Origin of the sequence: Falsiroseomonas frigidaquae (genome assembly GCF_012163145.1) — a bacterium.
In the GTDB taxonomy this organism is placed as follows: Bacteria; Pseudomonadota; Alphaproteobacteria; order Acetobacterales; family Acetobacteraceae; genus Falsiroseomonas; species Falsiroseomonas frigidaquae.
The window spans coordinates 935,844-958,131 of record NZ_JAAVTX010000002.1 but is presented as its reverse complement, the minus strand read 5'-3'; the positions used below and the strand labels follow the sequence as shown (position 1 = coordinate 958,131).

Sequence of the window (22,288 nt, the reverse complement as noted above, 5' to 3'; positions counted from 1 at the left end):
ACCATGCGCCTTCGCATCGCCCGCGAACTCGCCCGCAGTATGCCGCGATGTCCTTGCTGCCACCGCCTCACCCAGCGCCACTATTATATGACACAGTAGTACGAACAGGCTGTCGAAAACCTCCTCCTGCACCCCGCCATGCCCGGTCGGTGCCGCCGGGCGGTCCAGCAGCAGGCCGGATGCACCCAGCCGCGCCGTGGCGGCGCGGAAGGCGGCCGCGCGGGCCTCCGGATCCGGGTCCCAGCCATCGTCGCGAAACAGCAGCAGCGCCATGCGCTGGCCAGGTGTCGGGGCGGCGGCGGCCAGTGCGGCGTTGAAATCGGCCAGGGCCTGAGGCCGCCGCTCCACCCGCCTGCCATGCGCGGCGGGCGCGGCGAGCACCACGGCCTCCGCCAGGCCCGCATATCGCAGCGCGACCAGGGCGATGAAGGCGCCGCGGCTTTCGCCCACCAACGCCACGCGCCGATACCCCCGCGCCCGCAGCGCGGCACTGCCCGCGGCCAGCCCAGCCGCGCCGGCCTCCAGCGGGTCCCGCCCGCCCGTGCGGTCGTAGCGCCACAAATCCCAGCCGGCCGCCGCCAGCCGCGCCGTCCAGGCCGGGGCCTCGGGCGGCGGGCCCTCGGTATAGTGCGGATGCAGCCAGACCAGCGCGCCGGTGGCCGCGCCATCCCGCGCCACCACGCCCGGCGCCGTCCGCAATGGCCCGGCCTGCTCCGCCATCGCCGGCCAGGCCAGCAGGAGAAGCAGCAGGGCCGCGCGGATCATGCCGGCGGCGGCAGGCAGGCCTCGGCCAGCAGCCGGAAGGCCGCGGCACGGTGGCTGATGGCATGCTTCGCCTCGGCCGTCATTTCCCCGAATGTCTCGCTGCCGCCCTCGGGGACGAACATCGGGTCGTAGCCGAAGCCGTTGGCTCCGCGCGGCGGCCAGACCCATTGGCCATGCGTCTCCCCCAGGAAGCCTTCCACGTGCCCATCCGGCCAGGCGAGCACCAGGGCGCAGGAGAACCAGGCGCGCCGATCCGGCGCATGCCGCGCCAGCTTTTCGACCTTCGCCATGGCCATTTGGTAGTCGCGCCCGGCGGGCGTCTCCGCCCAATCCGCGGTCCGGACGCCCGGCGCGCCATCCAGCGCGGCCACCGAAAACCCGCTGTCATCCGCCAGCGCAACCAGCCCGGAGGCCCGCGCCGCCGCCAGCGCCTTGATGCGGGCATTGCCGAGGAAACTGTCCTCGGTCTCCTCCGGCTCCGGCAGGCCGAGCTCCTTGGCGCTGACGATGGCAATCCCATGCGGCGCCAGCAGCGCCGCATTCTCCCGCACCTTCCCCGCATTGTGCGAGGCCATGACGATGCGGGTTTCCGCCAGCCGCCGGTGGCTCATCCGCGGATCGCCACCTTCTGCATCTCGAACAGCTTGCCGGTGCCGGCGCGGGCCAGCGCCATCAGCTTCAGCAGCTCCTCCTCACTGAACGGCGCGCCTTCCGCGGTGGCCTGCACCTCCACCACGCCGCCCGAGCCGGTCATGACGAAATTGCCGTCCGTCTCCGCCTTGCTGTCCTCGGCATAGTCGAGATCCAGCACCGGCGTGCCCTGCCAGACACCGCAGGAAATCGCGGCCACATGGTCGCGCAGCGGGTTGGCCTTCAGGATGTTGGACTTGATGCAATGCTGGAAGGCGAGATGCAGCGCCACCCAGGCGCCGGTGATCGCTGCACAGCGCGTGCCGCCATCCGCCGTCAGCACGTCGCAATCGAGGGTGATAGACATCTCCCCCATCGCCTTGAGATCCGTCACCGCGCGCAAGGACCGCCCGATCAGCCGCTGGATTTCCTGCGTGCGGCCGGATTGCTTGCCCTTCGCCGCCTCCCGGTCACTGCGCGTATGCGTGGCGCGCGGCAGCATGCCGTATTCGGCGGTGACCCAGCCCTGGCCGGTATTGCGCAGGAAGGGCGGCACGCGGCTCTCGATGCTGGCGGTGCACAGCACCTCCGTCAGCCCGAACCGGATGAGGCAGGACCCCTCCGCATGGCGCGAGGCCCCGGGGGTGAGCGTGACCTCCCGCATCGCATCGGCGACACGACCGGAAGGACGGACGAAGGGGGCTTTGAAGCCGGCAGGGAAATCGATCATGGGCTAGCGCGTAACACGGAGAGCGAAGACGGGGGAGTGAACTCCCCCGCGCCCCCTCCTTTTTTCGGGAGTCCGCCAGATGGGGCGGACGGTACGCAGAAGCGGAAGCTAGGCTGGCACCAGACAGGGGAAACGACCGGTGCCGCTGCCGACATCCTTCATCGAGGCGCTGGCAACACTGGCCAAGGCCTGCGAGGCCTACCGCCGGGCGACGGGTTACGTCCCCATCCTGGTTGGCGGCGCCGCGACCGCCATCTACACGGCGGGTGCCTTCATGTCGGGCGACTTCGATCTGGTTGCCGCCGACGATGCGGCGCTGGATGCCGCCCTGCGCGCCTACGGCTTTCGTCGTGAGGACCGTCAGGGCTATCTGCTGGTCGGCTACTATCATCCCGAGCATCCCGAATACGGATTCCAGCAGGTCTCGGGCCGGCTGTTCGATGGCGCCAGCGACCCTGGCCGCATCCTGCTGCTGGCGATCACCTCGGATGGCGCCGCCATCGCACTGCCGGCCTTCGAGGACATGATCGCCGACCGGCTGGCGCAGGCCGCCCTGGCCCCACCGACAGATCCGTCCCGCTTGCTGCAGGCCCGCGCGCTGTTTCGACTCGCACCAAGCCTCGACCTCGCCTATCTCCAAAGGCGCGTGGCGGAGGAAGGCGGCGATTTCGCGCTTCTGACACCCGACGAGGAGCCACCCCATGGTCAAGCTCACGCTGGCCGAATTGCAGGCGAGGATTGAGGCCCGCAAGGCCGAACTCGGCATGACCGATACGCCCGAGACCATCGAGGCGCTGCGCAACAAGGGCGCCAGCCGAACCGCCGAAAAGCGCGAACTCCTGCGCCGCATCGAGCAGCGCGCCAAGGCCGCGGGCCGGACGCCCCGCCCCGCCCACTTCTGAACCGCGCGGGGGTATTAACCCCCGCCCGTCCCATCCTCATGCGCAAACTCCGGCACCAGCGCCGAAAGCCGCGCCAGTGCCGCCGCGCCATCGCCCCGCCCTGCCAGCGCCGCGATCTCATCGATCGCTCGCCCCATCTCCCCGGCATCCGTCGTCCGCGGCACCGCCACCAGCAGCCCGGCGAAATTCGTCGGCTGTGGCGGCTCCTGCCCGTGGAACAGTTCCTCGAACAGCTTCTCGCCCGGCCGCAGCCCCGTGAAGCGGATCTCCACATCCTCCTCCGGCCGCAGCCCCGCCAGGCGGATCATGCGCCGCGCCAGGTCCACGATCTTCACCGGCTCACCCATGTCGAGCACGAAGATGCCGCCCTCCCGCAGTTCCTTCGGCTGGTCGGCGCGGTCGGTGGCGCCCACCACGCTCGCCTGCAGCACCAGCCCCACCGCCTCGCGCACCGTCATGAAGTAGCGGCGCATATCCGGGTGGGTCACGGTCAGCGGCCCGCCGCGCTCCAGCTGGCGGCGGAACAGCGGCACCACGGATCCGGTGGAGCCCAGCACATTGCCGAAGCGCACCGTCACCAGCCGCATCCCCGCCCCGCTCGCCCGCGCCATGCGGTCCAGCGCCTGGCAGTACATCTCAGCAAGCCGCTTGGATGCCCCCATCACGCTGGTCGGGTTCACCGCCTTGTCGGTCGAGATGAAAACCATCAGCGAACACCCCGCCGCCCGCGCCGCATCCGCCACAACGCGGGTGCCGGCGGCGTTGGTCAGAAGGCCTTCCATCGGGTCGTTCTCGACCATCGGCACATGCTTCAGCGCCGCCGCATGGAACACCAGCTCCGGCCGGATCTCGGCGAACAGCCGCCCGATCCGCTCCGCATCGCGCACATCGGCCAGCACGGCGCGCCGAGGCACCGCCGGGTGCCGCTCCCGCAACTCCAGGTCGATTTCGTACAGCACGTATTCGCCGTGATCGAGCAGCGTCAGGCTGGCCGGGCCGAGCGCTGCCACCTGCCGCGCCAGCTCCCCGCCGATGGTCCCGCCGGCGCCCGTCACCAGCACGCGCTTGCCCTGCACCAGGCGCGCCATCCCCTCCCGGTCCAGCGGCACCTGCGGGCGGTCGAGCAGATCCTCGATCTCCACCGGCCGCAGCCGCACCCGCTGTTCCGGCTCCGCGCGTTCGCCCGGCCGGCGGCTGGCGGGGCCGAGCGCGGTCAGTCGCGGCGCGCGCTTCACCGGCACGCCATGGCGGTCCGCCGCATCCAGCAGCCGTTGCAGCGCCGCGCCCTGCAGGTTGGGCGTTGCCAGGATGATCTGCGCCGGCAGGCGCCCATCCTCCCGCATCGCATCCAGCACGCTGGCCGTATCCTCCGCCGTGCCGAGGATCGGCAGGCCATGGATGCGCCGGCCAAGCTGCCGCGCCCGCTGCGACAGGATGCCCACCACCCGGTAGGCGGGGCTGCGTTCCTGGGCCAGCGCGCGGATGAACAGGTCGGCCCCTTCCCCGGCGCCGACCAGCAGCGCGGGCTGCGCCGGCGTCTCGCTGAGCGGCCCGGCGCGGCCGGCATGCTGCAGCCGGGCGGCGATGCGCGGTGCCGCCAGCAGCGCCGCCAGCACCAGCGCATGGATTACCGGAAAGCCGATGTTACGCGGGTGCCAGGCGTCGATCAGGTACAGCCCCATCCAGAACAGCACCGCCCCGCCGGTCGCGGCGCCGGAGCTTGCGAGCAATTCGGGCAATGAGGCGAAGCGCCAATATTGCTGCGGCAGCCGCAGCGGTAGCCCGGCCAGTAGCAGCGCCGCCACCGCTCCCGGCACCGCGCCGAGCCACCACAGCCCTGGTGGCCAGCTTCCGGGCACCGCCAGCCAGACGGCGGCCGGCAGGGCGAGCGCCGCCACCAGCGCGTCCAGCCCCAGATTGAGGAGAATTCGATCCCGCGCCGATGCAGCCATGATGCCTCAATAGCCCTGCGGGGGGTTCCCCGGAAGGCGGCGCGGTGGCGTTCGACGCCGCCCCGCGTTCGTGCCAATTTCCGGCCACGGCAGAAGGGTGGGATGGGATATGGCCGAAGGCAGGCTGGTGATCGGGACCAAGCGCTACTCCTCCTGGAGCCTGCGCGGCTGGCTGATGGTGCATCTGGCGCAGCTCGACGTGGAGGAAGTGGTCGTGCCCCTCGCCGGCGGCGGCAACACCCAGGCGATCAAGGCGATCTCCCCCAACGCCCTGGTGCCCTACCTCGAGCATCGCGGCGCCCGCGTGTGGGAAAGCCTGTCGATCGCGGAGTACTGCGCCGAGTTCAAGGCGGACCTCTGGCCGCGCAACCGCAGCGCCCGCGCCCATGCCCGCTCCATCGCCTCCGAGATGCATGCCGGCTTCCGCGGGCTGCGGATGGCGATGCCGATGAATCTCGGGCGCGACTTCGCCGGCCATGGCCGCAATCCGGACAGCCTGGCCGACATCGCCCGGATCGAGGCGATCTGGGCCGAGGCGCTCGGCCAGTATGGCGGCTCCTTCCTGATGGGCGCCGATTTCGGCCTGGTGGACGCCATGTACGCCCCCGTCGTCGCCCGCTTCATCACCTGGAAGCCGGAGATCACGTCGGCTAGCCAGGCCTATTGCGACGCCGTCCGCGCCCATCCGCTGGTTGACCGCTGGTACCGGGAAGCGGCGGCGGAGCCTGCGGAGTGGCTGTTGCCGAAATACGAAAGCCCGGCCCTGTGAGCCCGGCCCTATGAGCGTCGCCACAACGCTTGACCATGCCGGCATCTGCACCGCGGACCTGCCGGCGCTGGTCGCGGCCTGGGAACGGATGGGCTTCGCCCTGTCCCCCTTCGCCCGGCAATCCGGCAAGCGGACGCCGGATGGCGCGGTGGAGGCCTATGGCACCGGCAATCGCTGCGCCTTCCTCGAACACGGCTATATCGAGCTGCTCGGCCTGGTCGATCCCGGCCTGTTTTCCAACGGGCTGGACGGCTTCCTGGCCCGCTACACCGGCGCGCATATCCTGGCCTTCGGCATCCAGGATGCGGAGGGCAATCTGGAACGGCTGCGCCGTGGCGGCCTGCCGATTCCCGGCGTGTCCTGGCTGCAGCGCCCGGTGGAGGAAGGCGGCCCGATCGCCCGCTTCGCCCGGCTGCCCTTCCCGGACGCGCCGGAGGGCCGCATGCAGCTCATCCAGCATCTGACGCCGGAGCTGGTCTGGGACCGGCGCTGGATGGCGCATCGCAACGGGGCGGTGTCGCTGGAAGCCGCAATCCTCGCCGTGGCGGACCCGGCGCAGACCACCGCGCGGCTGTCGCAGCTCACCGGCCAGCCGGCGAGGCCGGACCCGCTGGCCGGCTTCGTGCTGACCCTGCCGGGCGCGCTGGGCGGGGCGGGGCCGTTCTCGCCCGCCCTGCCGACGCATCTCCGTATCCTGCCGGAGGCCGTGCTGGGCCAGGTGCTGCCCGGCGTCTCCGCGCCCACGCTGCCCTTCATCGCCGGCCTGGTGATCCGCACCAATGACCAGGGCCAGGCGGCGCGGGCCGTGCTGGAAGGGCTGCCGGTGGTGCAGGCGCCGGATGGCATCATGGTGCCGCCCGGGCATGCCGGTGGCGCTGCGGTCGTCTTCGCGTGACCACCGCCGCCGCCATCCGCCAATCGCTCCGCACCTATTACGGCCCCGGGCGCGCGGCGGCGCTGGATGCATTCCATGCCCGCTTCCTGGCAGCCGGCGAGCTCGGCTTCGATATCGGCGCCCATGTCGGCGACCGCAGCGCCAGCTACCTGCGCCTCGGCGCCCGCGCCCTGGCGGTGGAGCCGCAGCCGCGCCTCGCCCGGCTGATCCGCCTGCTGCATGGCCGCACGCCCGGCTTCACCCTGGTTTCCGCCCTGGTCGGCGCGGAAGCGGGCACCGCCACCCTGCGGGTGAACTCGAAGAACCCCACCGTCGCCAGCGCCTCGCCGGATTTCATCGCCGCCGCCTCGGCGGCGGAGGGCTGGGAGGGCCAGGTCTGGGACACGGAGCTGACCCTGCCGGTGACCACGCTGGATGCGCTCGCCGCCCAGCACGGCGTGCCTGATTTCCTGAAGATCGACGTCGAGGGGTATGAGGCGGTGGCCCTTTCCGGCCTGTCCCGCGCGCCCCGCAGCCTGTCCTTCGAATTCACCACCATCCAGCGCGACGTGGCAGCCCGCTGCCTGGCGAAGCTCGCCGCGCTCGGCTACCGGCACTTCAATGCCTGCCTCGGCGAGGGCATGGCCTTCGCCCATTCCGCCCCGATCCCCGCCGAAGCCATGGCCGGCTGGATCGCCGCCCTGCCCCACGCCGCCAATTCCGGCGATGTCTATGCCAGCCTGGAGCCCGCGCGGCTGACACCCTGACCGATGCAATTCCACGCCCTGATCGAGCATCTGGCCTTCGCCACCGTGCTCGCCACGCTCTCCGCCGCCGTGGTGCGGCTGATGATCGCCTTCCCGATCCTCGACCACCCGAATGGCCGCAGCGCCCATAGCAACCCGACGCCGCGCGGCGGTGGGCTGGGCGTGGTGGTGGCCTTCGTCATCGGCATGCTGGTGCTGTTCCTGACCGCACGCTTCGCCCGCATCGCCGAGATGCAGTTCCTCGGCGTCATCCTGGCCGCGGTCGCCATCGCGGCGGTCGCGCTGCTGGATGATGTGCGGAACCTGTCCGCGCGGCTGCGGCTGGCGGCGCAATGCGGCGCGGCGCTGGTGGCGGTGGGCAGCGGGCTGGTTGTGTCGCGCCTCGCCTTGCCCTGGATCGGCGTGACCGACCTCGGCCTGGTCGGCGTGGTGCTGACGCTGGTCTGGATCGTCGGCTGCACCAATGCGGTGAACTTCATGGACGGGCTGGATGGCCTGGTCGGCGGCACGCTGCTGCTGGCCGCGCTGGCGCTGGCGCTGGTGGCGGCCTTGCAGGGCGGCTGGTTCGTCTATGCGGCGGCACTGTTCGTGGCGGCGGGCTTCGCCGGCTTCCTGCCCTTCAACCTGCACCCGGCGCGCATCTTCATGGGTGATGTCGGCAGCCAGTTCGCCGGCTTCATCTTCGCCGTCCTCGCCGTGGCCGCGGCGCGTTTCGATGGCCAGCAGGTGTCCTTCCTGATCGTGCCGCTGCTGATCTTCGGCCTGCTGTTCGACGCCGCCTTCACCCTGGCCCGCCGCGCCCTGATGCGGGAGAGGCTGGCCGAGGGCCACCGCACCCACCTGTACCAGCTCGCCCAGCGCAGCGGCATGCCCGTGCGGGCGGTGGCCGCCACGCATTGGGGCTTCGCCGCCTTCCACGGGGCGCTGGCGCTGGCTTTCCTGGACATGACGCCCTCTACCAAGCCGCTGGTGGTGCTGCCGGCGCTGGCCGTGCAGCTTCTGTGGCTTGGCTACGTCCTGCGGCGGATGCGGCGCGCCGGCCTCGGCTGGCGCTGAGGCTCAGCGCGCCAGCAGCCCCGCCGCGGCGCCCGCCATGGCCACGCTGCTGCCGCGCCGCATCCGCCGCAGCGCCAGGGCCGAGGTGAACAGCCGCCGCGCCCGTGCCGCCGCCATCGCGTAGCCCATCAGCACGGACCCGGCGACCAGGATGATGGCCAGCGCCAGCTCCAGAAATCCCACGACCGTCAGGGTGCCGAGATCCACCACCGCCGGCAGCAGCGCCAGGAAGAAGGCCATCGCCTTCGGATTGCCGAGGTTGATGGCCAGCCCTGCCAGGAATTGCCGCCCATCCTCCCGCGCCGCCACCGGGGCTGGCGCGGCCCCGGCTGGGGTGGCCCCGGCTGGCGTGGCCCCGGCTGGCGTGGCCCCGGCTGGCGTGGCCCCGGCTGGCGTGGCCCCGGCTGCGGTCCGGGCAGGCGCCCGCCAAAGCTGCCAGGCGAGGTACAGCAGCCAAGCGGCGCCCAGGTAGCGCACCACCTCGAACACCATGGCGAAGCGCGCTGCCAGCAGCGACAGGCCGGTGGCCGCCAGGGTGAACCAGATCAACGCGCCGAGGATGACGCCCGCGGTGAAGGCCGGCGCGCAGCCGATGCCCTGCGCCAGCACCCGCGCCACCAGGGCGGTCACGCCCGGCCCGGGGACGATGAGCACCGCCAGGTAGCTGGCGGCAAACAGGAACAGTGCGGCGGGCTCCATCTCAGCTCTCCTCGATGGCGCGGGCCGCCGCGTCCAGCGCATCGGCGATGGCGCGCAGTTCCGTCTCGCTCAACGGCCCGCGGCCCATGCGCAGCCGCATCGCCATGCGGAGGTTTTCCGTGGCGCGGATGATGCCGGGATGCTGGCCGCCGGCGCTCGCCAGCTTCGCCGCCTGCATCCGGGCCAGAGCCACATCCACGGCCGGCTGGTTGGCCTGCATCCAGCTGCGGCCCGCCTCCGTCAGCGCGAACAGCTTCTTGCCGTCCCGCTCCTCCGTGCTTGCGTGGCCCAGCTCCTCCAGCAGGGTGAGGGTCGGGTAGATCACGCCGGGGCTGGGGCTGTAGCTGCCGCCGGCGCGATCCTCGATTTCCTTGATGATCTCGTAGCCGTGGCGCGGCTGTTCCGCGATCAGGGCCAGGACGACCAGGCGCAGCTCGCCATGGTCGAACATCCGGCCGCCGCCACGGCTGCCATGGCGGCCTCCGTGGCCATGCGGGCGGTCATGTCCGAATTCGCCGCGCATGGGACCCCGGGCGAAGCGGCGTTCGCAGCCGTGGTGCCGATGATGATGATGCATGTATCTAGACCCTATTTCGATATTACTAATTGCGAGATATATCTAGATAGGGTCGGATTCAAGTTTCAGAGTGTAACCGAAGCCGGTGTACCGATACCCTCTTCAGCCGCCGCACCGGAACGGCACGAAGCTGCTGGCCGTGCCGGCGTTCATCGCCGCGATCGTCATCGCATCCGCCAGCGCCAGCTCCTGCGGCGAGCGCGGGCAGACCTCGACGCGGGACCGGCAGCCGGAGGCGAGGAAGGTGGCGTGCCGGTCGAGGAATTCGGCGCTGAGCCCTTGCCGCCCGAACATGGACAGGGCGCGCGGCCAGTCCGCGGTGTAGCGGGCGCATTTCTCGGCGTTCCAGTCCCGGCTGTTCGGGGCCTGTGCCGCTGCGGGCATGGCCAGGGCCAGCAGCAGCAGGGTCAGGATCAGCTTCATGGTCCCTCCACCACCAGCACCGCATCGCCCACCCATTGCCGGCTGCGCCGCACCCTGCCGGTCGCGGGCTCGGCCTCGAAGCGATTCTCGAAGTCGATCTCCGGGCCGGTGCAGGTCTCCGTCACCACCAGCCAGGCGCCCTCCTCCACCGCGGCCAGGCGGCAGGACAGCGCCACGCCGAAGCGCAGCCCGGCCGCCTCGCCATCCGCCTCGCGCAGGTCGATGCTGCGGCGCGTCGCGGTCTCCCGCCCGAGCAGCGCGCGCGGGTCGGCCAAGGGGTCCGGCTGCTCCAGCCGCGTCGCCGAGACGCCGGGGCCCAAGCCGGCGATGGCGGTGATGCGTGGTCCTTCGGTGGCGAGCGCCGCGCCACCCTCGGCGCGCCACAGCCGGCGCTCGCCGCTTTCCTGGACCAGCGTGAACAGGAAGGGTCGTCCTGCGCCGCTGACGCGCAGCACCGGCCCGGCCGGGGCCATCTCGCCGGCCTGGACCCGCGGCGGCGCGCCGAGCAGCGCCGCCGCGATCGGCGTGTCCCCACAGCCGGGAAGGCCCAGCAGGGCCAGCACCGGCAGCAGGGCCCGCCCCGCCTTCATGCGGTGCGCGGCGCCGGCCGCCACTGCAGGGACAGCAGCCCCACCGCCAGCACCATGCCGATCAGGTGGGGGTAAGGCAGCAGGCCCGGGGCGATCGTCTCCAGCAGTGCCGGGAACATCATCAGCACGCCGGCCACCGCCAGCGTCCAACGCTCCCACGCCGCGAGCGCGCGGCGCAGGAAGCCCTGGCAGGCCACCGCCAGCGTGCCGAGGCCGACCACCGCCAGCAGGAACTGCCAGGCCACGTCGCTCCAGCCCATGTCGCCGGAGAATTGCAGCAGCAGCCCGACGCCCTGCGGGTCCGTCACGAAGACGAAGGGCATGACGAAGGCGGGCAGGGTGTATTTCCAGGCCTGGAAGGTGGTGCGGTACGGACCCGCGCCGGTGATCGCCGCCGCCGCGAAGGGCGACAGCGCGGTGGGCGGGGAAACCTCGCTGAGCACCGCGTAGTAGAAGACGAACATATGCGCCGCGTAGTCCGGCACGCCCAGCTTGATCAGCGCCGGCGCCGCGACCACGGCGCAGATGATGTAGCTGGCCGTCACCGGCACCGCGAGGCCGACCACCCAGACGATCAGCGCCGTATAGATCGCCGTGATCACCAGCGACCCGCCGGCCGCCTGGATCGCGATGTCGGAGAATTTCAGCCCGAGCCCGGTCAGCGTGATGACACCGACGATGATGCCCGCGCTGGCGCAGGTCGCCGCGATGCCGACGGACTGCACGGCACCGGCCGCCAGCGCGCCGATCAGCTTGCGCGGCCACAGCGCCTGTTCCGGCCGCACGAAGGACAGCACCACCGCCACCACCATGGCGTAGAGCACCGACATGGTCGGCGAGTAGCCCATGATCATGAAGACGATGATCGCGATGAGCGAGGAGAAGTGGAAACCGTACTTCCGCAGCATCACCGGAATCGGCTCGACCTGCAGCGCATCATCCGGCACCGCATTGCCGCTGGCGGCCAGGCGGCGCTGGTCCAGCTCCACCATGAACAGCAGGGACGCGTAGTAGAGGATGGTCGGGATCACCGCCATCTTGATGACGTCGAGGTAGCCGATGTTGAGATACTCGGCGATCAGGAACGCCGCGGCGCCCAGCACGGGCGGCGAGATGATGGCGCCCAGGCCGCCGGCGGCCAGCAGCCCGCCCGCATCATCCGGCCGGTAGCCAACCTTCTTCATCATCGGCCAGGCGACGGTGCCGAGCGTGACGGTGGTGGCGACGCCCGATCCCGAAGGACCGCCCAGCAGGAACGATGACAGCACCACGGTGCGCCCGGCGCTGGCCGCCTTGCCGCCGGTTGCGGCGAAGGAGAAATCGACGAAGAACTTGCCCGCGCCGCTGGCCTGCAGGATGGCACCGTAGATGGTGAACAGCACGATCAGCGTGGCCGAGACATCGACCGCCGTGCCGAAGATGCCATCGAGGCCGATCGCCAGATGCGGGATCATCCGCTCGGAGTCGTAACCCTGGTGCTGCCACGGCGCCGGCAGCCAGTTGCCGAAGAAGCCGTAGAGCAGGAAGCAGATGGCGACGAAGGGCATCACCGGCCCGGTGGCGCGGCGCGCCACTTCCAGCACCATCGCGACCAGCATCCAGCCGACCACGATGTCCATCGGCTCGGGGAAGATGGCGCGGTCCTGCAGGTCGTCGCCGCCGCTGATCAGGTACCAGATCACATAGATGCCGGCCGCCGCCAGCGCCCAGTCCCACGGCATCAGCCGGTGCCGGAAACGGCGCGAGATGGGGAACAGGGTGAAGCCGATGGCGAGCGCGAAGCCGACATGGACGAAGCGCAGCGTCGTCGTCGGCACGATGTCCCACGCCGCCCAAAGGTGGAACAGGCTCATCGCCAGCGCGATGGCAACGGCGCCGAGGCCGAGGAAGCCGGTGAAGCGGTTCTGTGCGCCCTCCTCCTCCTCGATCAGGGTTTCGAGGCGGGAGGCGGTGGCCTCGTCGAGGGCGCCGGGCGCGAGCTCCGGCGGCAGGGGCGAATGGGTGCTCACGATATCAGCTCCGGCGGCCCGGCCGTGGAGGGCTGGCGCCTAAAGGTTCGGGCCACGAAAAAACCGGGGGCGGCGCGCTGTGGCCGCCCCCGTCCTCAAACTGCCAGAAAGGCGGAAGCCGCGCCCTCAGGCGAGGGTCGCGCCCTTGCCCTTCCAGAAGGTCTCGGCGGCCGGATGCCAGGGGATGCCCGCCGCGGCGGTCTTCTGGCCTTCCAGCTTGAAGTCGCGCGCCGCGGAATGGACCTGCGCCCAATCCTGCCGGTTGCCCCACATCACATCGAGGATCTTGCCCACCATGTCGCCTGGCATGTCCTCGCGGACGCCGACGATATTGGCCACCGACATCTGCTTGTTGGCGGTCGTCTGGCCCGGATAGGCGCCGGCCGGGATCTCCTCGGGGAAGTACACCGGACCGTACTTCTCGACGATCGCCGGGATGAACTCATGATGGTCGATCAGCACCAGCTGCACGCCCGGCGAGGCGCCGAGATCGGTGATCGCGCTGGTCGGGTAGCCGGAGACGAAGAAATACGCGTCCAGCTTGCCGTCCTTGATGGCGTTGGTGCTCTCGGCCGGGGACAGACGCTCCCGCGCGCGGAAGTCGTTGTCGCGGTGCAGGCCGGCGGCCTCGATCAGGCGCAGCGCCATCACTTCGGTGGCCGAGCCGGGCGCGCCGGTGGAGATGCGCTTGCCCTTCAGGTCCGACATCTTGGTGATGCCGGTGGAGGCCACGGTCACGACCTGCATGCGGTTGGTGTAGAGCACCGCGATGGCGCGCGCCGGGACCGGGCGGCCGCGGAAGCGGTCATTGCCGCGCACCGCATCCACCGCTGCATCGACCTGCGAAATCACCATGCCGACGCGATTGGCGCCGAGAAGCTGCAGGTTGGCGACGGAACCGCCCGTGACTTCCACGGTTGCAGACATGCCAGGGATGCCGCGCGACAGATAGTTCGCCAGCGCACCGCCCAACGGATAATAGACGCCGCCCGTCGTGCCGGTCGCGATGGCCATCTGCGTGGCGGATTGCGCGCGGGCCAGACCCGGCAGGGCAAGAGATGCGGCGCCTGCGGCAATGCCACCCGCGAAGCCACGACGGCCGATGTTGAATGTCATCTTTTCAGTCTCCCTCAGTTTCTTGTGCCGTCAGGAATACAGGCGGCTCGCCCAATGGGAAAGAGCGCATATTTGACCTGCATCAAGGCAGCAGCAGCCGGGCCAGCTTAACCTTCTGCCCATCGACACGCCAAAAGCCGCTGATGAACGGCGCCGGCGACCGCCGATGCAAGCACAGGAGCCACGCCATGACACGCCTGTCCGCCCGTGACCTGATGACCAGCGAGGTGGTGACGGTGCCGCCCGCAACGCCCGTCCTTTCCATCGCCCGCCTGCTGGCGGAACGCGGAATCTCCGCCGTGCCGGTGCTGGAAGGCACCGGCAAGCTTCTCGGAATCGTCACCGAAGCCGATCTGATCCGGCGCCTCGCGGGCGAGGTGGACCACCCGACCTCCTGGCTCGGCAACCTGTTCGCGAATGCGGAGCGGGATGCCGCGCGCTATGCGCGTGCGCATGGCGCCACCGCGGCGGATGTGATGAGCACCGACATCGCCAGCGTCGGCCCCGCCACGCCGGCGGCGGAGGTTGCGCATCTGATGGAGGACCGCAGCATCCGTCGCGTGCTGGTGGTGCAGGACGGCAAGCTGCTCGGCATCGTCTCCCGCGCCGATCTGCTGCGCGCGCTGGTGGCGCCGAGGCATGAGGCGATGGACCTGTCCGATGACCGCATCCGCGCCGCCGTGCTGGCGGCGATCCGCAAGCAGCCCTGGGCCGATACCTTCTACACGCTGATCGACGTGAAGGATGGCGTGGTCGAGATCAACGGCTTCAGCCGCAGCGCCGAGGTGCAACGCGCGCTGCGCGTGCTGGCGCAGAACGTGCCGGGCGTGAAATCGGTGGAGGACCGCACCACGCCGATGCCCGCCTACCTCTACGCCGCGGGGTAGTAGCGGGTCTCGCCGAAGCCCGGCACGCGGAAGGCGTCCTGCGCCACGCCGTGCCGGGCCTTCGCCGCTTCCAGCAGCGCGGCCGGTTCGTCGATGGGCTCATCGGTCAGGCCGAAGAAGGTGCCGAAATGCATCGCCAGGCTGGCGCGCGCGCCGCAGGCCAGATGCGCCTGCACGGCTTCATCGGGATCCATGTGCTGCGTGCGCATGAACCAGCGCGGCGCATAGGCGCCGATCGGGATCAGCGCGAGATCGATCATACCGAACCGCCGGCCAATCTCCGAGAAATGCGGACACCAGCCAGAATCACCTGCGAAGTACACGGTGGCGCCATCCGGCGCCTGGATGATGAAGCCGCCCCACAACGCGCGGTTGCGATCGAAGAGCGTGCGGGCGGAAAAGTGCTGCGACGGTACGTAGGTGACGCGCAGGCCCGCGACCTCGACGCTGTCCCACCAATCCATCTCGCGCAGCGCGCGCAGCCCGGCCTTCGCGAGCAGCCGCCCGGTGCCCAGCGATGTCACCGCAGGTGGCGCCCAGCGCGCCTGCACGCGTTGCAGCGTCGCCAGGTCGCAATGGTCGTAGTGGTTGTGGCTGACCAGCAGCAGATCGACCTTGGGCAATGCCTCCAGCGCCTGGCCCGGGGCACGCACGCGCTTCGGCCCGGCGAAGCGCAACGGGCTGGCGCGCGGCGACCAGACCGGATCGATCAGCACCGCGACGCCACCGATCTGCAGCAGCCAGCTCGCATGGCCGATGAAGGTCGCGGCGATCCGGCCCGCGCCGATGCGCGGTGGCGGCGGCTGCGGCGGATCGATGATCCAGGCCGGCCAGGGCGCCACCTGGCGGGAGCGGGACCAGCGCCACACATCGCGCAGGCCGTGGTCCACATCGCTGTGCAGATTGACGAAACGCCCGCCGAGGCGGCGGGAGGCGAAGTCGCTCATCGGCGTTCCCGGACGGTGGCCAGGATGGCGGCGCCGATCATCAGGAAGACCAGCACCGTCGCCATGCCCATGCGCTGGCTGCCGGTGACCGTCGTCACCGCCGCCAGCGCCGCCGGGCCGAGGAAGCCGGTGATGCGGCCGGACAGCGCGAACAGCCCGAAATGCGCCGAGATTTCATCCGGCGGCGCCAGGCGGGCCATGAAGCTGCGGCTGGCCGCCTGCGCCGGGCCGAAGAACAGGCCGAGCGACAGCGCCAGGATCCAGAACCACATTTCCGTCTGTGCCAGCAGCAGCCCGGTGCCGAGCACCACCATCGCCGCCAGCGCGCCCAGCACCATGCGGCGCGATCCCACGCGATCCTCGATCATGGCGAAGCCGGCGGCGCCCAGCCCGGCCGTGACGTTCATGGCAATGCCGAACAGCAGGATGCGATCCAGGCCCATGCCGAAGACGCCCGCGGCATAGATCGCGCCGAAGGCGAACAGCGTGTTCAACCCATCCGTGTAGAACAGCCGCGCCAGCAGGAAGCGCGCGAGGTCCGGGTTGCGCGGCAGCGTGCGGATCAACGCCGCGATCTCGCCCAGCCCGCGTGAGGCCGCTTCCGCCCAGCTTGGCCGTGGCCCGGCGGGATCGGGCAGCGCCACCAGCACGGGCCAGCCGAAGGCCAGCAGCCAGAAGGCCACCAGCAGCGCCGTGGCGCGCACATGCTCCGCCGCGCTACGGTCCAGCCCGAACAGCGCCGGGTCCGGCTGAATCAGCAGCACCAGGCTGACGGCCAGGCAGGCCAGCCCGCCGGCATAGCCGAGACCCCAGCCGAGGCCGGAGACGCGCCCCAGTCGCCCCGGCGGTGCGACGCCCGGCAGCATGGAGTTGTAGAACACCGTGCCGATCTCGAAGGCCACCGTCGCCAGCCCGACGCAGACCAGCGCATAGAGCGCCCAATCCGGGCTGGGCTGGGCGAACCAGATCATCCCGGTGGCGGTCGCCGTCAGCAGCGTGAAGATGCCGAGCATCAGCCGCCGCCTGCCGCCCGCATCCGCCACCGCGCCGAGCACCGGCGACAGCAGCGCGACGGCGAGGCCCGCGGCGGATTGCATCCACCCCCATTGCGCCTGCCCCGTCACCTGGTCCGCGGCGATGCCACTGGCGAAATAGGCCGCGATGACGAAGGTGGAGACAACAGTGGGAAAACTGCTGTTGGCCCAGTCATACAGCGCCCAGGCCCATGCCTTGCGTGTCATGCCTTGCGAAAGCCGAGGGCCATGGCCGTGTGCATCCAATGCAAGTGGTAGCCGTTCCTATCCCAGTTCCCGTTGTTGGAACCAGATGTGCTCGGCAGTACGAAGACCGGCGGGAAGCCGGGCGGCCGCAGCGCATCATCCAGCCGCCCGAAGGGCAGCGCCTTCGCGCCCAGCGCCAGCGCCGCGGTGCGCCCGCTGGTGAAGGCCAGCGCCTGCGGCCGGGCGGCGCGGATGGCGGCCAGCAGCCGGTCCCGGTCCGCCTGCGTCACCCGCACCAGCCGGTCGACGCCGGATTGCGTCTTCGCCAGATCCGTCAGCCCGATGCCGAGGCCCGGCAACTCGGGAAAATCCTCCGGCAGCAGGCGGCGCGGCGTGAAGCCGGCCTGGTGCAGCACGCGCCAGAAGCGGTTGCCCGGCGCGGCGTAATAGGCGCCGCGCCGGGCCGATTCCGGCCCCGCCGCCATGCCGCAGAACACCAGGCGCAATCCCGCCGGCAGCACATCCGGCAGGATGTCGCCGCTCACGCGAGGGCGGAGAGCGCGCGCGTCGCCACGCCGATCGCCACCAGGTCGCCTGCCCGCGCCGCCTCCCGCGCCAGCTGAGTCGCCTCCGCCGCCCGGGCCGGGTCGCCATCCCCTGCCAGCCGCGCCTGTGCCAGCCGCGCCTGCACGGCGGCGAGGTCGGCCAGTGCCTCCGCCTGCGCACGGGCGGCGAAGGCGCTGGTCACGCGCGCCCCCTCCGTGGCTTCGCGCAGCGCATCCAGGCAGAAGGCCTCGCCCACCGCGCGCCAGGCCTGCGCGGCCCCCGCGGGGTCGGCGCCAGTTTCCTGCGCCAGCCGCACCACGGAAGGCGCATCGGCCAGCCTGGCGGCACCGCCGGCCAATGCGGCGAGCCCGGCCGGCAGCCCCGCCTCCAGCAGCCGCGCGGCCTCCGCCCCAGGCGCGGCTTTCTCCGCGGCGATCAGCGCCGCGACGCCCGGGGACAGGGCGGCCAGCGTCGCATCCAGCGGCGCCGTACCGTGTTCCAGCACCAGCTTGCGCGTCGCCGCTTCCAGCAGCCGGCGCAGCGCCCCCAGCACATCCAGCCGCAGCGCCGCCGGCACCGGCGCGGCATCCGCCGCCGCGGCCGCATTCTCCAACCCGAACAGGGCGCTGGCCAGCCAGGCGGCGCGCGCCACCGTAGCGCCCGGCGTCTCGCCGCCCGCCAAGCGACCGAGGGCTGCGGTGCCGAGGTGGTTCGCCACCAGATTCGCCAGGGCGGTCGCCACCAATTCGCGCTTCAGCCGGTGGCGCGGGATCAGGTCACCGAAGCGGTCCTGCAGCGCCTGCGGGAAGTAGCCGCGCAGCAGCGGCGCGAGGGCCGGTTCGTCCGGCAGGCCGCTCGCCTCGATCGCATCGGTCAGCCACAGCTTGGCCGGCGGCAGCAGCGAGGCGAGTTCCGGTCGCGTCAGCCCCTGGCCCGCCGCGGCACGCGCGCGCAGCACCGCCTCATCCGGCAGCCCCGCCACCGTGCGGTCCAGCACGCCCTCCGCCTCCAGCCGCGTCATCAGCGCGGCGTGAGCGGCCAGATCCTCCGTCGCGCTGCGTGCCTCCAGGCTGATGGCGATGGATTGCGCGTGGTTGTCGGCCAGCACCAGGCGGCCCACCTCCTCCGTCATCTCGCCCAGCAGCACGTCGCGCTGGCGCCGTGTCAGCGCGCCCTCGCGTTCGGCCTCGGCCAGCAGGATCTTGATGTTCACCTCGTGGTCCGAGGTGCTGACACCGGCCGAATTGTCCAGCGCATCGGTGTTCAGCCGCACGCCGTGTTGTGCGGCCTCGATGCGTCCCGCCTGGGTGATGCCGAGATTGGCGCCCTCTCCCAGCACCTTGCAGCGCAGCGCCGCGCCATCGACCCGGATCGCGTCATTGGCGCGGTCGCCGGCTTCGGCCTGCGTCTCCGTGCTGGCTTTCACATAGGTGCCGATGCCGCCGAAATACAGCAGGTCGACATCCAGCTTCAGGATGGCGCGCATGATCTCGGCCGGCTCTGCGCGATCCGCCATGATGTCGAGCAGCGCCTGTGCCTCGGGTGACAGCGGCAGCGTCTTGGCATTGCGCGGCAGCACGGCGCCGCCGGGCGAGAGCAGCCGCACATCGTAATCCGCCCAGCTCGAACGCGGCAGCGCGAACAGCCGCGCGCGTTCGGCGAAGGCCACTTCCGGATCGGGGCTGGGGTCGAGGAAGATGTGCCGGTGGTCGAAGGCCGCGACCAGCTTCGTGCGCTTCGAGATCAGCAGCCCATTGCCGAACACGTCGCCCGACATGTCGCCGACGCCGGCGCAGGTGAATTCGGCTTCCTGCACGCCCTGGCCGCGCAACTCGGCAAAGTGCCGGTCGATCATCACCCAGGCGCCGCGCGCCGTGATGCCCATGCCCTTGTGGTCGTAGCCGGCCGAACCGCCACTCGCGAAGGCATCGCCCAGCCAGAAGCCGTATTCGGCGGACAGCCCATTGGCGATGTCGCTGAAGGTGGCGGTGCCCTTGTCCGCGGCGGCGACGATATAGGCATCGTCGCCATCCCGCCGCACGATCCCTTCGGCCGTGACCACGCTGCCGGACTCGGAGAAATTGTCGGTCAGGTCGAGCATGCCGCGCACCAGGGTCTTGTAGGCGGCGATACCTTCCGCCTGGAACGCCTCACGATCCGAAGACGGCGGCGGATGCTTCAGCACGAAGCCACCCTTGGCGCCGGTCGGCACGATGACGACGTTTTTCAAACGCTGCGCCTTCATCAGTCCTAGCACTTCCGTCCGAAAGTCCTCGCGCCGGTCGGACCAGCGGATGCCGCCGCGCGCCACCGGGCCGGCACGCAGGTGGCAACCCTCCATGCGCGGCGAATGCACGAAGATCTCGCGCCACGGCCGCGGCAATGGCATGTCGCCGGCGCGCGCCGAATCCACCTTGAAGGCCAGATAGGGCTTCGGCTGGTAGAAATTGGTCCGCAGCACCGCATCCAGCAGCAGCCGCATGCGGGACAGGATGCGGTCCTGGTCCGGGCTGGCGATGGCGTCCAGCAAGGTGGTCCAGCGCGCCAGCAGCGGCGCTTCCTCCCGATCCGTGCGCGCGGGGTCGAAGCGCGTCTCGAACAGCTCGACCAGCAGCTTCGCGGCTTCCGGGTTCGCCGTCAGCGCATCCTCCACGCTGGCCTGCGCGAAGGGGAAGCCGACCTGCTTCAGCCAGCGATACATTGCCCGCAGCAGCCAGCAGTGCTTCCAGGACAGCCCGGCGCGCAGGACCAGCCGGTTGAAGCCATCCGCCTCCGCCGTGCCATCCAGCAGCGCCGACAGCGCGCCGAGGATGCCGGGGAAATGCGCCTCCGCCACATCCGCCCCGGCCTCCAGCTGGAACACATGCAGCACCACCTCCGGCGCGCCATGCGGCACCAGGCGATAGGGCTGTTCCTCGATGGCGCGCAGGTCGAGGCTTTCGAACAGCGGCAGCGCATCGGCCAGCGCGAGCGGCCGGCCGGGGCTGGCCAGCCGCAGCGTCAGCCGGCGCGGCCCGCAGCCCGGCATGCGCGTCAGCGTCGCGCGCGGGCGGCCCTGTTCCAGCGCAAGCTCCGCCAGGTCCAGATCCGCGACGGCCTGCGACGCCGTCTCCAGATCCTGGTAGGCGCGCGGAAAGGCATCCCGCCAGCGGCCGAGGCTGCCCGCCGCGGCGGCGCCGAGTTCCTCGGCCAGCGCCTCCTCCAGCCGTTCGGAGAAGCCGCGCGCCACCTGCGCCACCGCGGCTTCCAGGGCCACGTCATCCACCGCCGGCAGGGTGCCGGGGCGGGTGCCGATGACGTAGTGCACGCGTGCCAGCGGCGCATCGCCCATCAGCGTGTACCAGGCGGAAAGCCGGCCCTCGAAGGTCTCCGCCAGCAGATGTCCGACGCGCTGGCGCAGCGTGGTGTCGAAGGTGTCGCGCGGCAGCCAGGCGATGGCGGCGACGAAGCGCTCGAACGGATCGCGGCGCAGCACCAGCGCGGCGCGCGGGCGGATGGCGAGGTCCAGCGCGCGCTTTGCCCCGGCCAGGATCGCATCCTCCGGCGCCTGGAACAGCTCGTCGCGCGGCCAGGTGTCCAGGATGTTGCGCAGCGCGCGCCCGTCATGGCTCTCCGGATCGAGTCCGGCCATGGCGAGAACCCGCAGAACCTTCTCCCGCAGCAGCGGGATGGCGCGCGGGTTGCGGTTGTAGGCGTCCGCCGCGAACAGGCCGAGGAACAGGCGCAGCCCGGTGATGCGCCCGGCCTCGTCGCGGATGCGCGTCATCACCACGTCGGCGTGCTGCGGGCGATGCACCGTGGCGCGCATATTGGCCTTGGCGACCACCACCGCCTCCATCCGGGCGAAGGTGGCGCGCACCGCGCCCGGCACGGCGGCGAGGTCCCGCAGCGCGTCGAACACCGGCACCGCATCGTCACGCAGCATGCCGAGGTTTTCCTCCGCCGCGACCTGCAGGGTGCCGTCCTCCGCCACCACCAGGCGGCGATGGCCGAGCAGGACGAAGTTATCCTCGCCCATCCAGCGCAGGAAATCGGCGGCGGCGCCGCCCTCGGCCTGCACCTCCCGCTCCGCCGCCGTCAGCCGCGCCAGCATGGCGGAGAAATCACCGACCGCGAGGCGCACATCCGTCATCGCACGGCGCAGTGCCGCCTCCACCGCCGGCCAGTCGGCGGGGCCGGTGCCGGCCAGCGTCAGGGTGGCGCCGGCGGCCAGCGAGATGCGCATCATGCTCTCGCGCGTTGTCACGCCGTCCACGCGCGCGGGCCCAGGGGCGCCAGGCTCACCCTCGCCGATCTCCAGCAGCCGGCCCTCGGCGTCGCGCCGCACGGGCACGATCGGGTGCAGCAGCTGGCGCACGACGCGGCCGGAGACGGTCAGCGCCGCCATCGCGCTGTCCACCAGGAAGGGCATGTCGTCCGTCACGATCTCCGCCACCGCGACGGCGCCGCGGCCGGGGCCGGGCGGCAGCACGCGCAGCCGGGTCTCCCGCTTGCGGCGCTGGGCGGCGAAGGAGAACAGGCTGGCGGCGGCCTCGGCCAGCGCCTCGGGCGGGGTGGCGGCGAGCTCGGCGGTGGGCACGGCCGCATGCAGCCGGCGCAGCAACTCGGCCGCCGCCGGGGGCAGGGCAGGGGCCAGGCGGGCCAATGCGGCATTGGCGGCCGCCAGCACCTGTGGCCGGACGCCATCCTCCGCCCCGTGATGCGGCTGCGGGGCGGTTGCCAGATCGGTCATGGGCGGGATCCTCCTGCCCCCGAAGCTGGCCCTTCGGCCTGTTTGCCGCAACCCGGTGGCCGCAAAGCCTTGCTCCGGCAAACCCTGGTGCAACTTC

At 71.3% G+C, this 22,288-nt stretch carries 21 protein-coding genes; 7 read left to right on the top strand and 14 right to left on the bottom strand.

Annotated elements, in window-relative coordinates:
* From HB662_RS09010 to rph, 3 genes are all read right to left on the bottom strand, one after another.
* Nucleotides 1–765 (bottom strand): hypothetical protein (locus HB662_RS09010; RefSeq protein ID WP_456305468.1); only part of this gene is annotated, 765 nt, incomplete at its 3' end.
* Nucleotides 762–1,376, bottom strand: a complete 615-nt coding sequence (locus HB662_RS09005) for a non-canonical purine NTP pyrophosphatase (RefSeq protein ID WP_168049337.1) — start codon at nt 1,374–1,376, stop codon at nt 762–764. The genes HB662_RS09005 and HB662_RS09010, both read right to left, overlap by 4 nt.
* Nucleotides 1,373–2,125: a ribonuclease PH gene (rph, locus tag HB662_RS09000; protein ID WP_168049335.1), complete on the bottom strand. Its 753-nt coding sequence runs from the start codon at nt 2,123–2,125 to the stop codon at nt 1,373–1,375. The genes HB662_RS09005 and rph overlap by 4 nt, the downstream gene beginning before the upstream one ends.
* Before the next feature lie 139 nt (nt 2,126–2,264).
* On the opposite strand from rph, the gene HB662_RS08995 reads away from it, so the two are divergent.
* Together HB662_RS08995 and HB662_RS08990 are read left to right on the top strand one after the other, a co-directional pair.
* Nucleotides 2,265–2,867, top strand: coding sequence for a hypothetical protein (locus HB662_RS08995; protein WP_168047658.1), 603 nt, complete (start codon nt 2,265–2,267; stop codon nt 2,865–2,867).
* Nucleotides 2,827–3,027, top strand: a complete 201-nt coding sequence (locus tag HB662_RS08990) for a hypothetical protein (protein ID WP_168049333.1) — start codon at nt 2,827–2,829, stop codon at nt 3,025–3,027. Before HB662_RS08995 ends, HB662_RS08990 begins: the two co-directional genes overlap by 41 nt.
* 14 nt (nt 3,028–3,041) lie before the next feature.
* Here the strand turns inward: HB662_RS08990 and HB662_RS08985 are convergent, their stop codons facing one another.
* The gene (locus tag HB662_RS08985; RefSeq protein ID WP_168049331.1) at nt 3,042–4,979 is read right to left on the bottom strand and encodes a polysaccharide biosynthesis protein; all 1,938 of its coding nucleotides are present in this window, start codon (nt 4,977–4,979) and stop codon (nt 3,042–3,044) included.
* 109 nt (nt 4,980–5,088) lie between these two features.
* On the opposite strand from HB662_RS08985, the gene HB662_RS08980 reads away from it, so the two are divergent.
* The 4 genes from HB662_RS08980 to HB662_RS08965 are packed head-to-tail and all read left to right on the top strand — an operon-like array spanning nt 5,089 to nt 8,445.
* Nucleotides 5,089–5,748: a glutathione S-transferase family protein gene (locus tag HB662_RS08980; RefSeq protein ID WP_168049329.1), complete on the top strand. Its 660-nt coding sequence runs from the start codon at nt 5,089–5,091 to the stop codon at nt 5,746–5,748.
* A 10-nt stretch (nt 5,749–5,758) separates the two neighbouring features.
* Entirely contained in the window at nt 5,759–6,643 is an 885-nt protein-coding gene (locus HB662_RS08975) for a VOC family protein (RefSeq protein ID WP_168049327.1), read from the top strand.
* Entirely contained in the window at nt 6,640–7,389 is a 750-nt protein-coding gene (locus HB662_RS08970) for an FkbM family methyltransferase (RefSeq protein WP_168049325.1), read from the top strand. Before HB662_RS08975 ends, HB662_RS08970 begins: the two co-directional genes overlap by 4 nt.
* 3 nt (nt 7,390–7,392) lie before the next feature.
* Complete coding sequence (locus tag HB662_RS08965) at nt 7,393–8,445, top strand: glycosyltransferase family 4 protein (protein WP_168049323.1); 1,053 nt, start codon at nt 7,393–7,395, stop codon at nt 8,443–8,445.
* Nucleotides 8,446–8,448: 3 nt separating this feature from the next.
* Here HB662_RS08965 and HB662_RS08960 read toward each other — a convergent pair whose 3' ends face one another.
* The 6 genes from HB662_RS08960 to HB662_RS08935 form a co-directional block, all read right to left on the bottom strand.
* Complete coding sequence (locus HB662_RS08960) at nt 8,449–9,144, bottom strand: LysE family translocator (protein WP_168049321.1); 696 nt, start codon at nt 9,142–9,144, stop codon at nt 8,449–8,451.
* Nucleotide 9,145: 1 nt separating this feature from the next.
* Nucleotides 9,146–9,667 (bottom strand): PadR family transcriptional regulator, encoded by a 522-nt coding sequence (locus HB662_RS08955; protein ID WP_209443158.1) that lies wholly within the window; start codon nt 9,665–9,667, stop codon nt 9,146–9,148.
* A gap of 156 nt (nt 9,668–9,823) precedes the next feature.
* Nucleotides 9,824–10,144, bottom strand: coding sequence for a hypothetical protein (locus HB662_RS08950; RefSeq protein WP_168049317.1), 321 nt, complete (start codon nt 10,142–10,144; stop codon nt 9,824–9,826).
* Complete coding sequence (locus tag HB662_RS08945; RefSeq protein ID WP_168049315.1) at nt 10,141–10,734, bottom strand: YjbF family lipoprotein; 594 nt, start codon at nt 10,732–10,734, stop codon at nt 10,141–10,143. Before HB662_RS08945 ends, HB662_RS08950 begins: the two co-directional genes overlap by 4 nt.
* Complete coding sequence (locus tag HB662_RS08940; protein WP_342449472.1) at nt 10,731–12,743, bottom strand: TRAP transporter permease; 2,013 nt, start codon at nt 12,741–12,743, stop codon at nt 10,731–10,733. Before HB662_RS08940 ends, HB662_RS08945 begins: the two co-directional genes overlap by 4 nt.
* A 126-nt stretch (nt 12,744–12,869) precedes the next feature.
* Nucleotides 12,870–13,859, bottom strand: coding sequence for a TAXI family TRAP transporter solute-binding subunit (locus HB662_RS08935; protein ID WP_168049313.1), 990 nt, complete (start codon nt 13,857–13,859; stop codon nt 12,870–12,872).
* Between the two features lie 188 nt (nt 13,860–14,047).
* On the opposite strand from HB662_RS08935, the gene HB662_RS08930 reads away from it, so the two are divergent.
* Complete coding sequence (locus tag HB662_RS08930) at nt 14,048–14,746, top strand: CBS domain-containing protein (RefSeq protein ID WP_245185494.1); 699 nt, start codon at nt 14,048–14,050, stop codon at nt 14,744–14,746.
* On the opposite strand, the gene HB662_RS08925 is transcribed toward HB662_RS08930, so the two are convergent.
* From HB662_RS08925 to HB662_RS08910, 4 genes are read right to left on the bottom strand one after another with little or no spacing between them, the layout of a single operon-like run.
* Nucleotides 14,731–15,693: an MBL fold metallo-hydrolase gene (locus tag HB662_RS08925; RefSeq protein WP_168049311.1), complete on the bottom strand. Its 963-nt coding sequence runs from the start codon at nt 15,691–15,693 to the stop codon at nt 14,731–14,733. The two genes, HB662_RS08930 and HB662_RS08925, sit on opposite strands and share 16 nt — an antisense overlap.
* Nucleotides 15,690–16,934 (bottom strand): MFS transporter, encoded by a 1,245-nt coding sequence (locus HB662_RS08920; RefSeq protein ID WP_168049309.1) that lies wholly within the window; start codon nt 16,932–16,934, stop codon nt 15,690–15,692. Before HB662_RS08920 ends, HB662_RS08925 begins: the two co-directional genes overlap by 4 nt.
* A complete protein-coding gene (locus HB662_RS08915; RefSeq protein WP_342449471.1) occupies nt 16,931–17,458 on the bottom strand; it encodes a mismatch-specific DNA-glycosylase in 528 nt (175 codons plus the stop codon). The genes HB662_RS08920 and HB662_RS08915 overlap by 4 nt, the downstream gene beginning before the upstream one ends.
* On the bottom strand, nt 17,455–22,191 hold the full coding sequence (locus HB662_RS08910) for an NAD-glutamate dehydrogenase (protein ID WP_168049307.1): 4,737 nt from the start codon (nt 22,189–22,191) through the stop codon (nt 17,455–17,457). The genes HB662_RS08915 and HB662_RS08910 overlap by 4 nt, the downstream gene beginning before the upstream one ends.
* Between the last annotated feature and the right edge of the window lie 97 nt (nt 22,192–22,288).

Excerpts from the sequence above, each read along its gene's own strand:
- HB662_RS09005 (WP_168049337.1), bottom strand. The coding sequence starts at position 1,376 with ATGAGCCACCGGCGGCTGGCGGAAACCCGCATCGTCATGGCCTCGCAC.
- HB662_RS08955 (WP_209443158.1), bottom strand. The coding sequence starts at position 9,667 with ATGCGCGGCGAATTCGGACATGACCGCCCGCATGGCCACGGAGGCCGC.
- HB662_RS08990 (WP_168049333.1), top strand. The coding sequence starts at position 2,827 with ATGGTCAAGCTCACGCTGGCCGAATTGCAGGCGAGGATTGAGGCCCGC.
- HB662_RS08925 (WP_168049311.1), bottom strand. The coding sequence starts at position 15,693 with ATGAGCGACTTCGCCTCCCGCCGCCTCGGCGGGCGTTTCGTCAATCTG.
- HB662_RS08930 (WP_245185494.1), top strand. The coding sequence starts at position 14,048 with ATGACACGCCTGTCCGCCCGTGACCTGATGACCAGCGAGGTGGTGACG.
- HB662_RS08975 (WP_168049327.1), top strand. The coding sequence starts at position 5,759 with ATGAGCGTCGCCACAACGCTTGACCATGCCGGCATCTGCACCGCGGAC.
- HB662_RS08935 (WP_168049313.1), bottom strand. The coding sequence starts at position 13,859 with ATGACATTCAACATCGGCCGTCGTGGCTTCGCGGGTGGCATTGCCGCA.
- HB662_RS08965 (WP_168049323.1), top strand. The coding sequence starts at position 7,393 with ATGCAATTCCACGCCCTGATCGAGCATCTGGCCTTCGCCACCGTGCTC.
- HB662_RS08920 (WP_168049309.1), bottom strand. The coding sequence starts at position 16,934 with ATGACACGCAAGGCATGGGCCTGGGCGCTGTATGACTGGGCCAACAGC.
- rph (WP_168049335.1), bottom strand. The coding sequence starts at position 2,125 with ATGATCGATTTCCCTGCCGGCTTCAAAGCCCCCTTCGTCCGTCCTTCC.
- HB662_RS08960 (WP_168049321.1), bottom strand. The coding sequence starts at position 9,144 with ATGGAGCCCGCCGCACTGTTCCTGTTTGCCGCCAGCTACCTGGCGGTG.
- HB662_RS08985 (WP_168049331.1), bottom strand. The coding sequence starts at position 4,979 with ATGGCTGCATCGGCGCGGGATCGAATTCTCCTCAATCTGGGGCTGGAC.
- HB662_RS08910 (WP_168049307.1), bottom strand. The coding sequence starts at position 22,191 with ATGACCGATCTGGCAACCGCCCCGCAGCCGCATCACGGGGCGGAGGAT.
- HB662_RS08980 (WP_168049329.1), top strand. The coding sequence starts at position 5,089 with ATGGCCGAAGGCAGGCTGGTGATCGGGACCAAGCGCTACTCCTCCTGG.
- HB662_RS08945 (WP_168049315.1), bottom strand. The coding sequence starts at position 10,734 with ATGAAGGCGGGGCGGGCCCTGCTGCCGGTGCTGGCCCTGCTGGGCCTT.
- HB662_RS08950 (WP_168049317.1), bottom strand. The coding sequence starts at position 10,144 with ATGAAGCTGATCCTGACCCTGCTGCTGCTGGCCCTGGCCATGCCCGCA.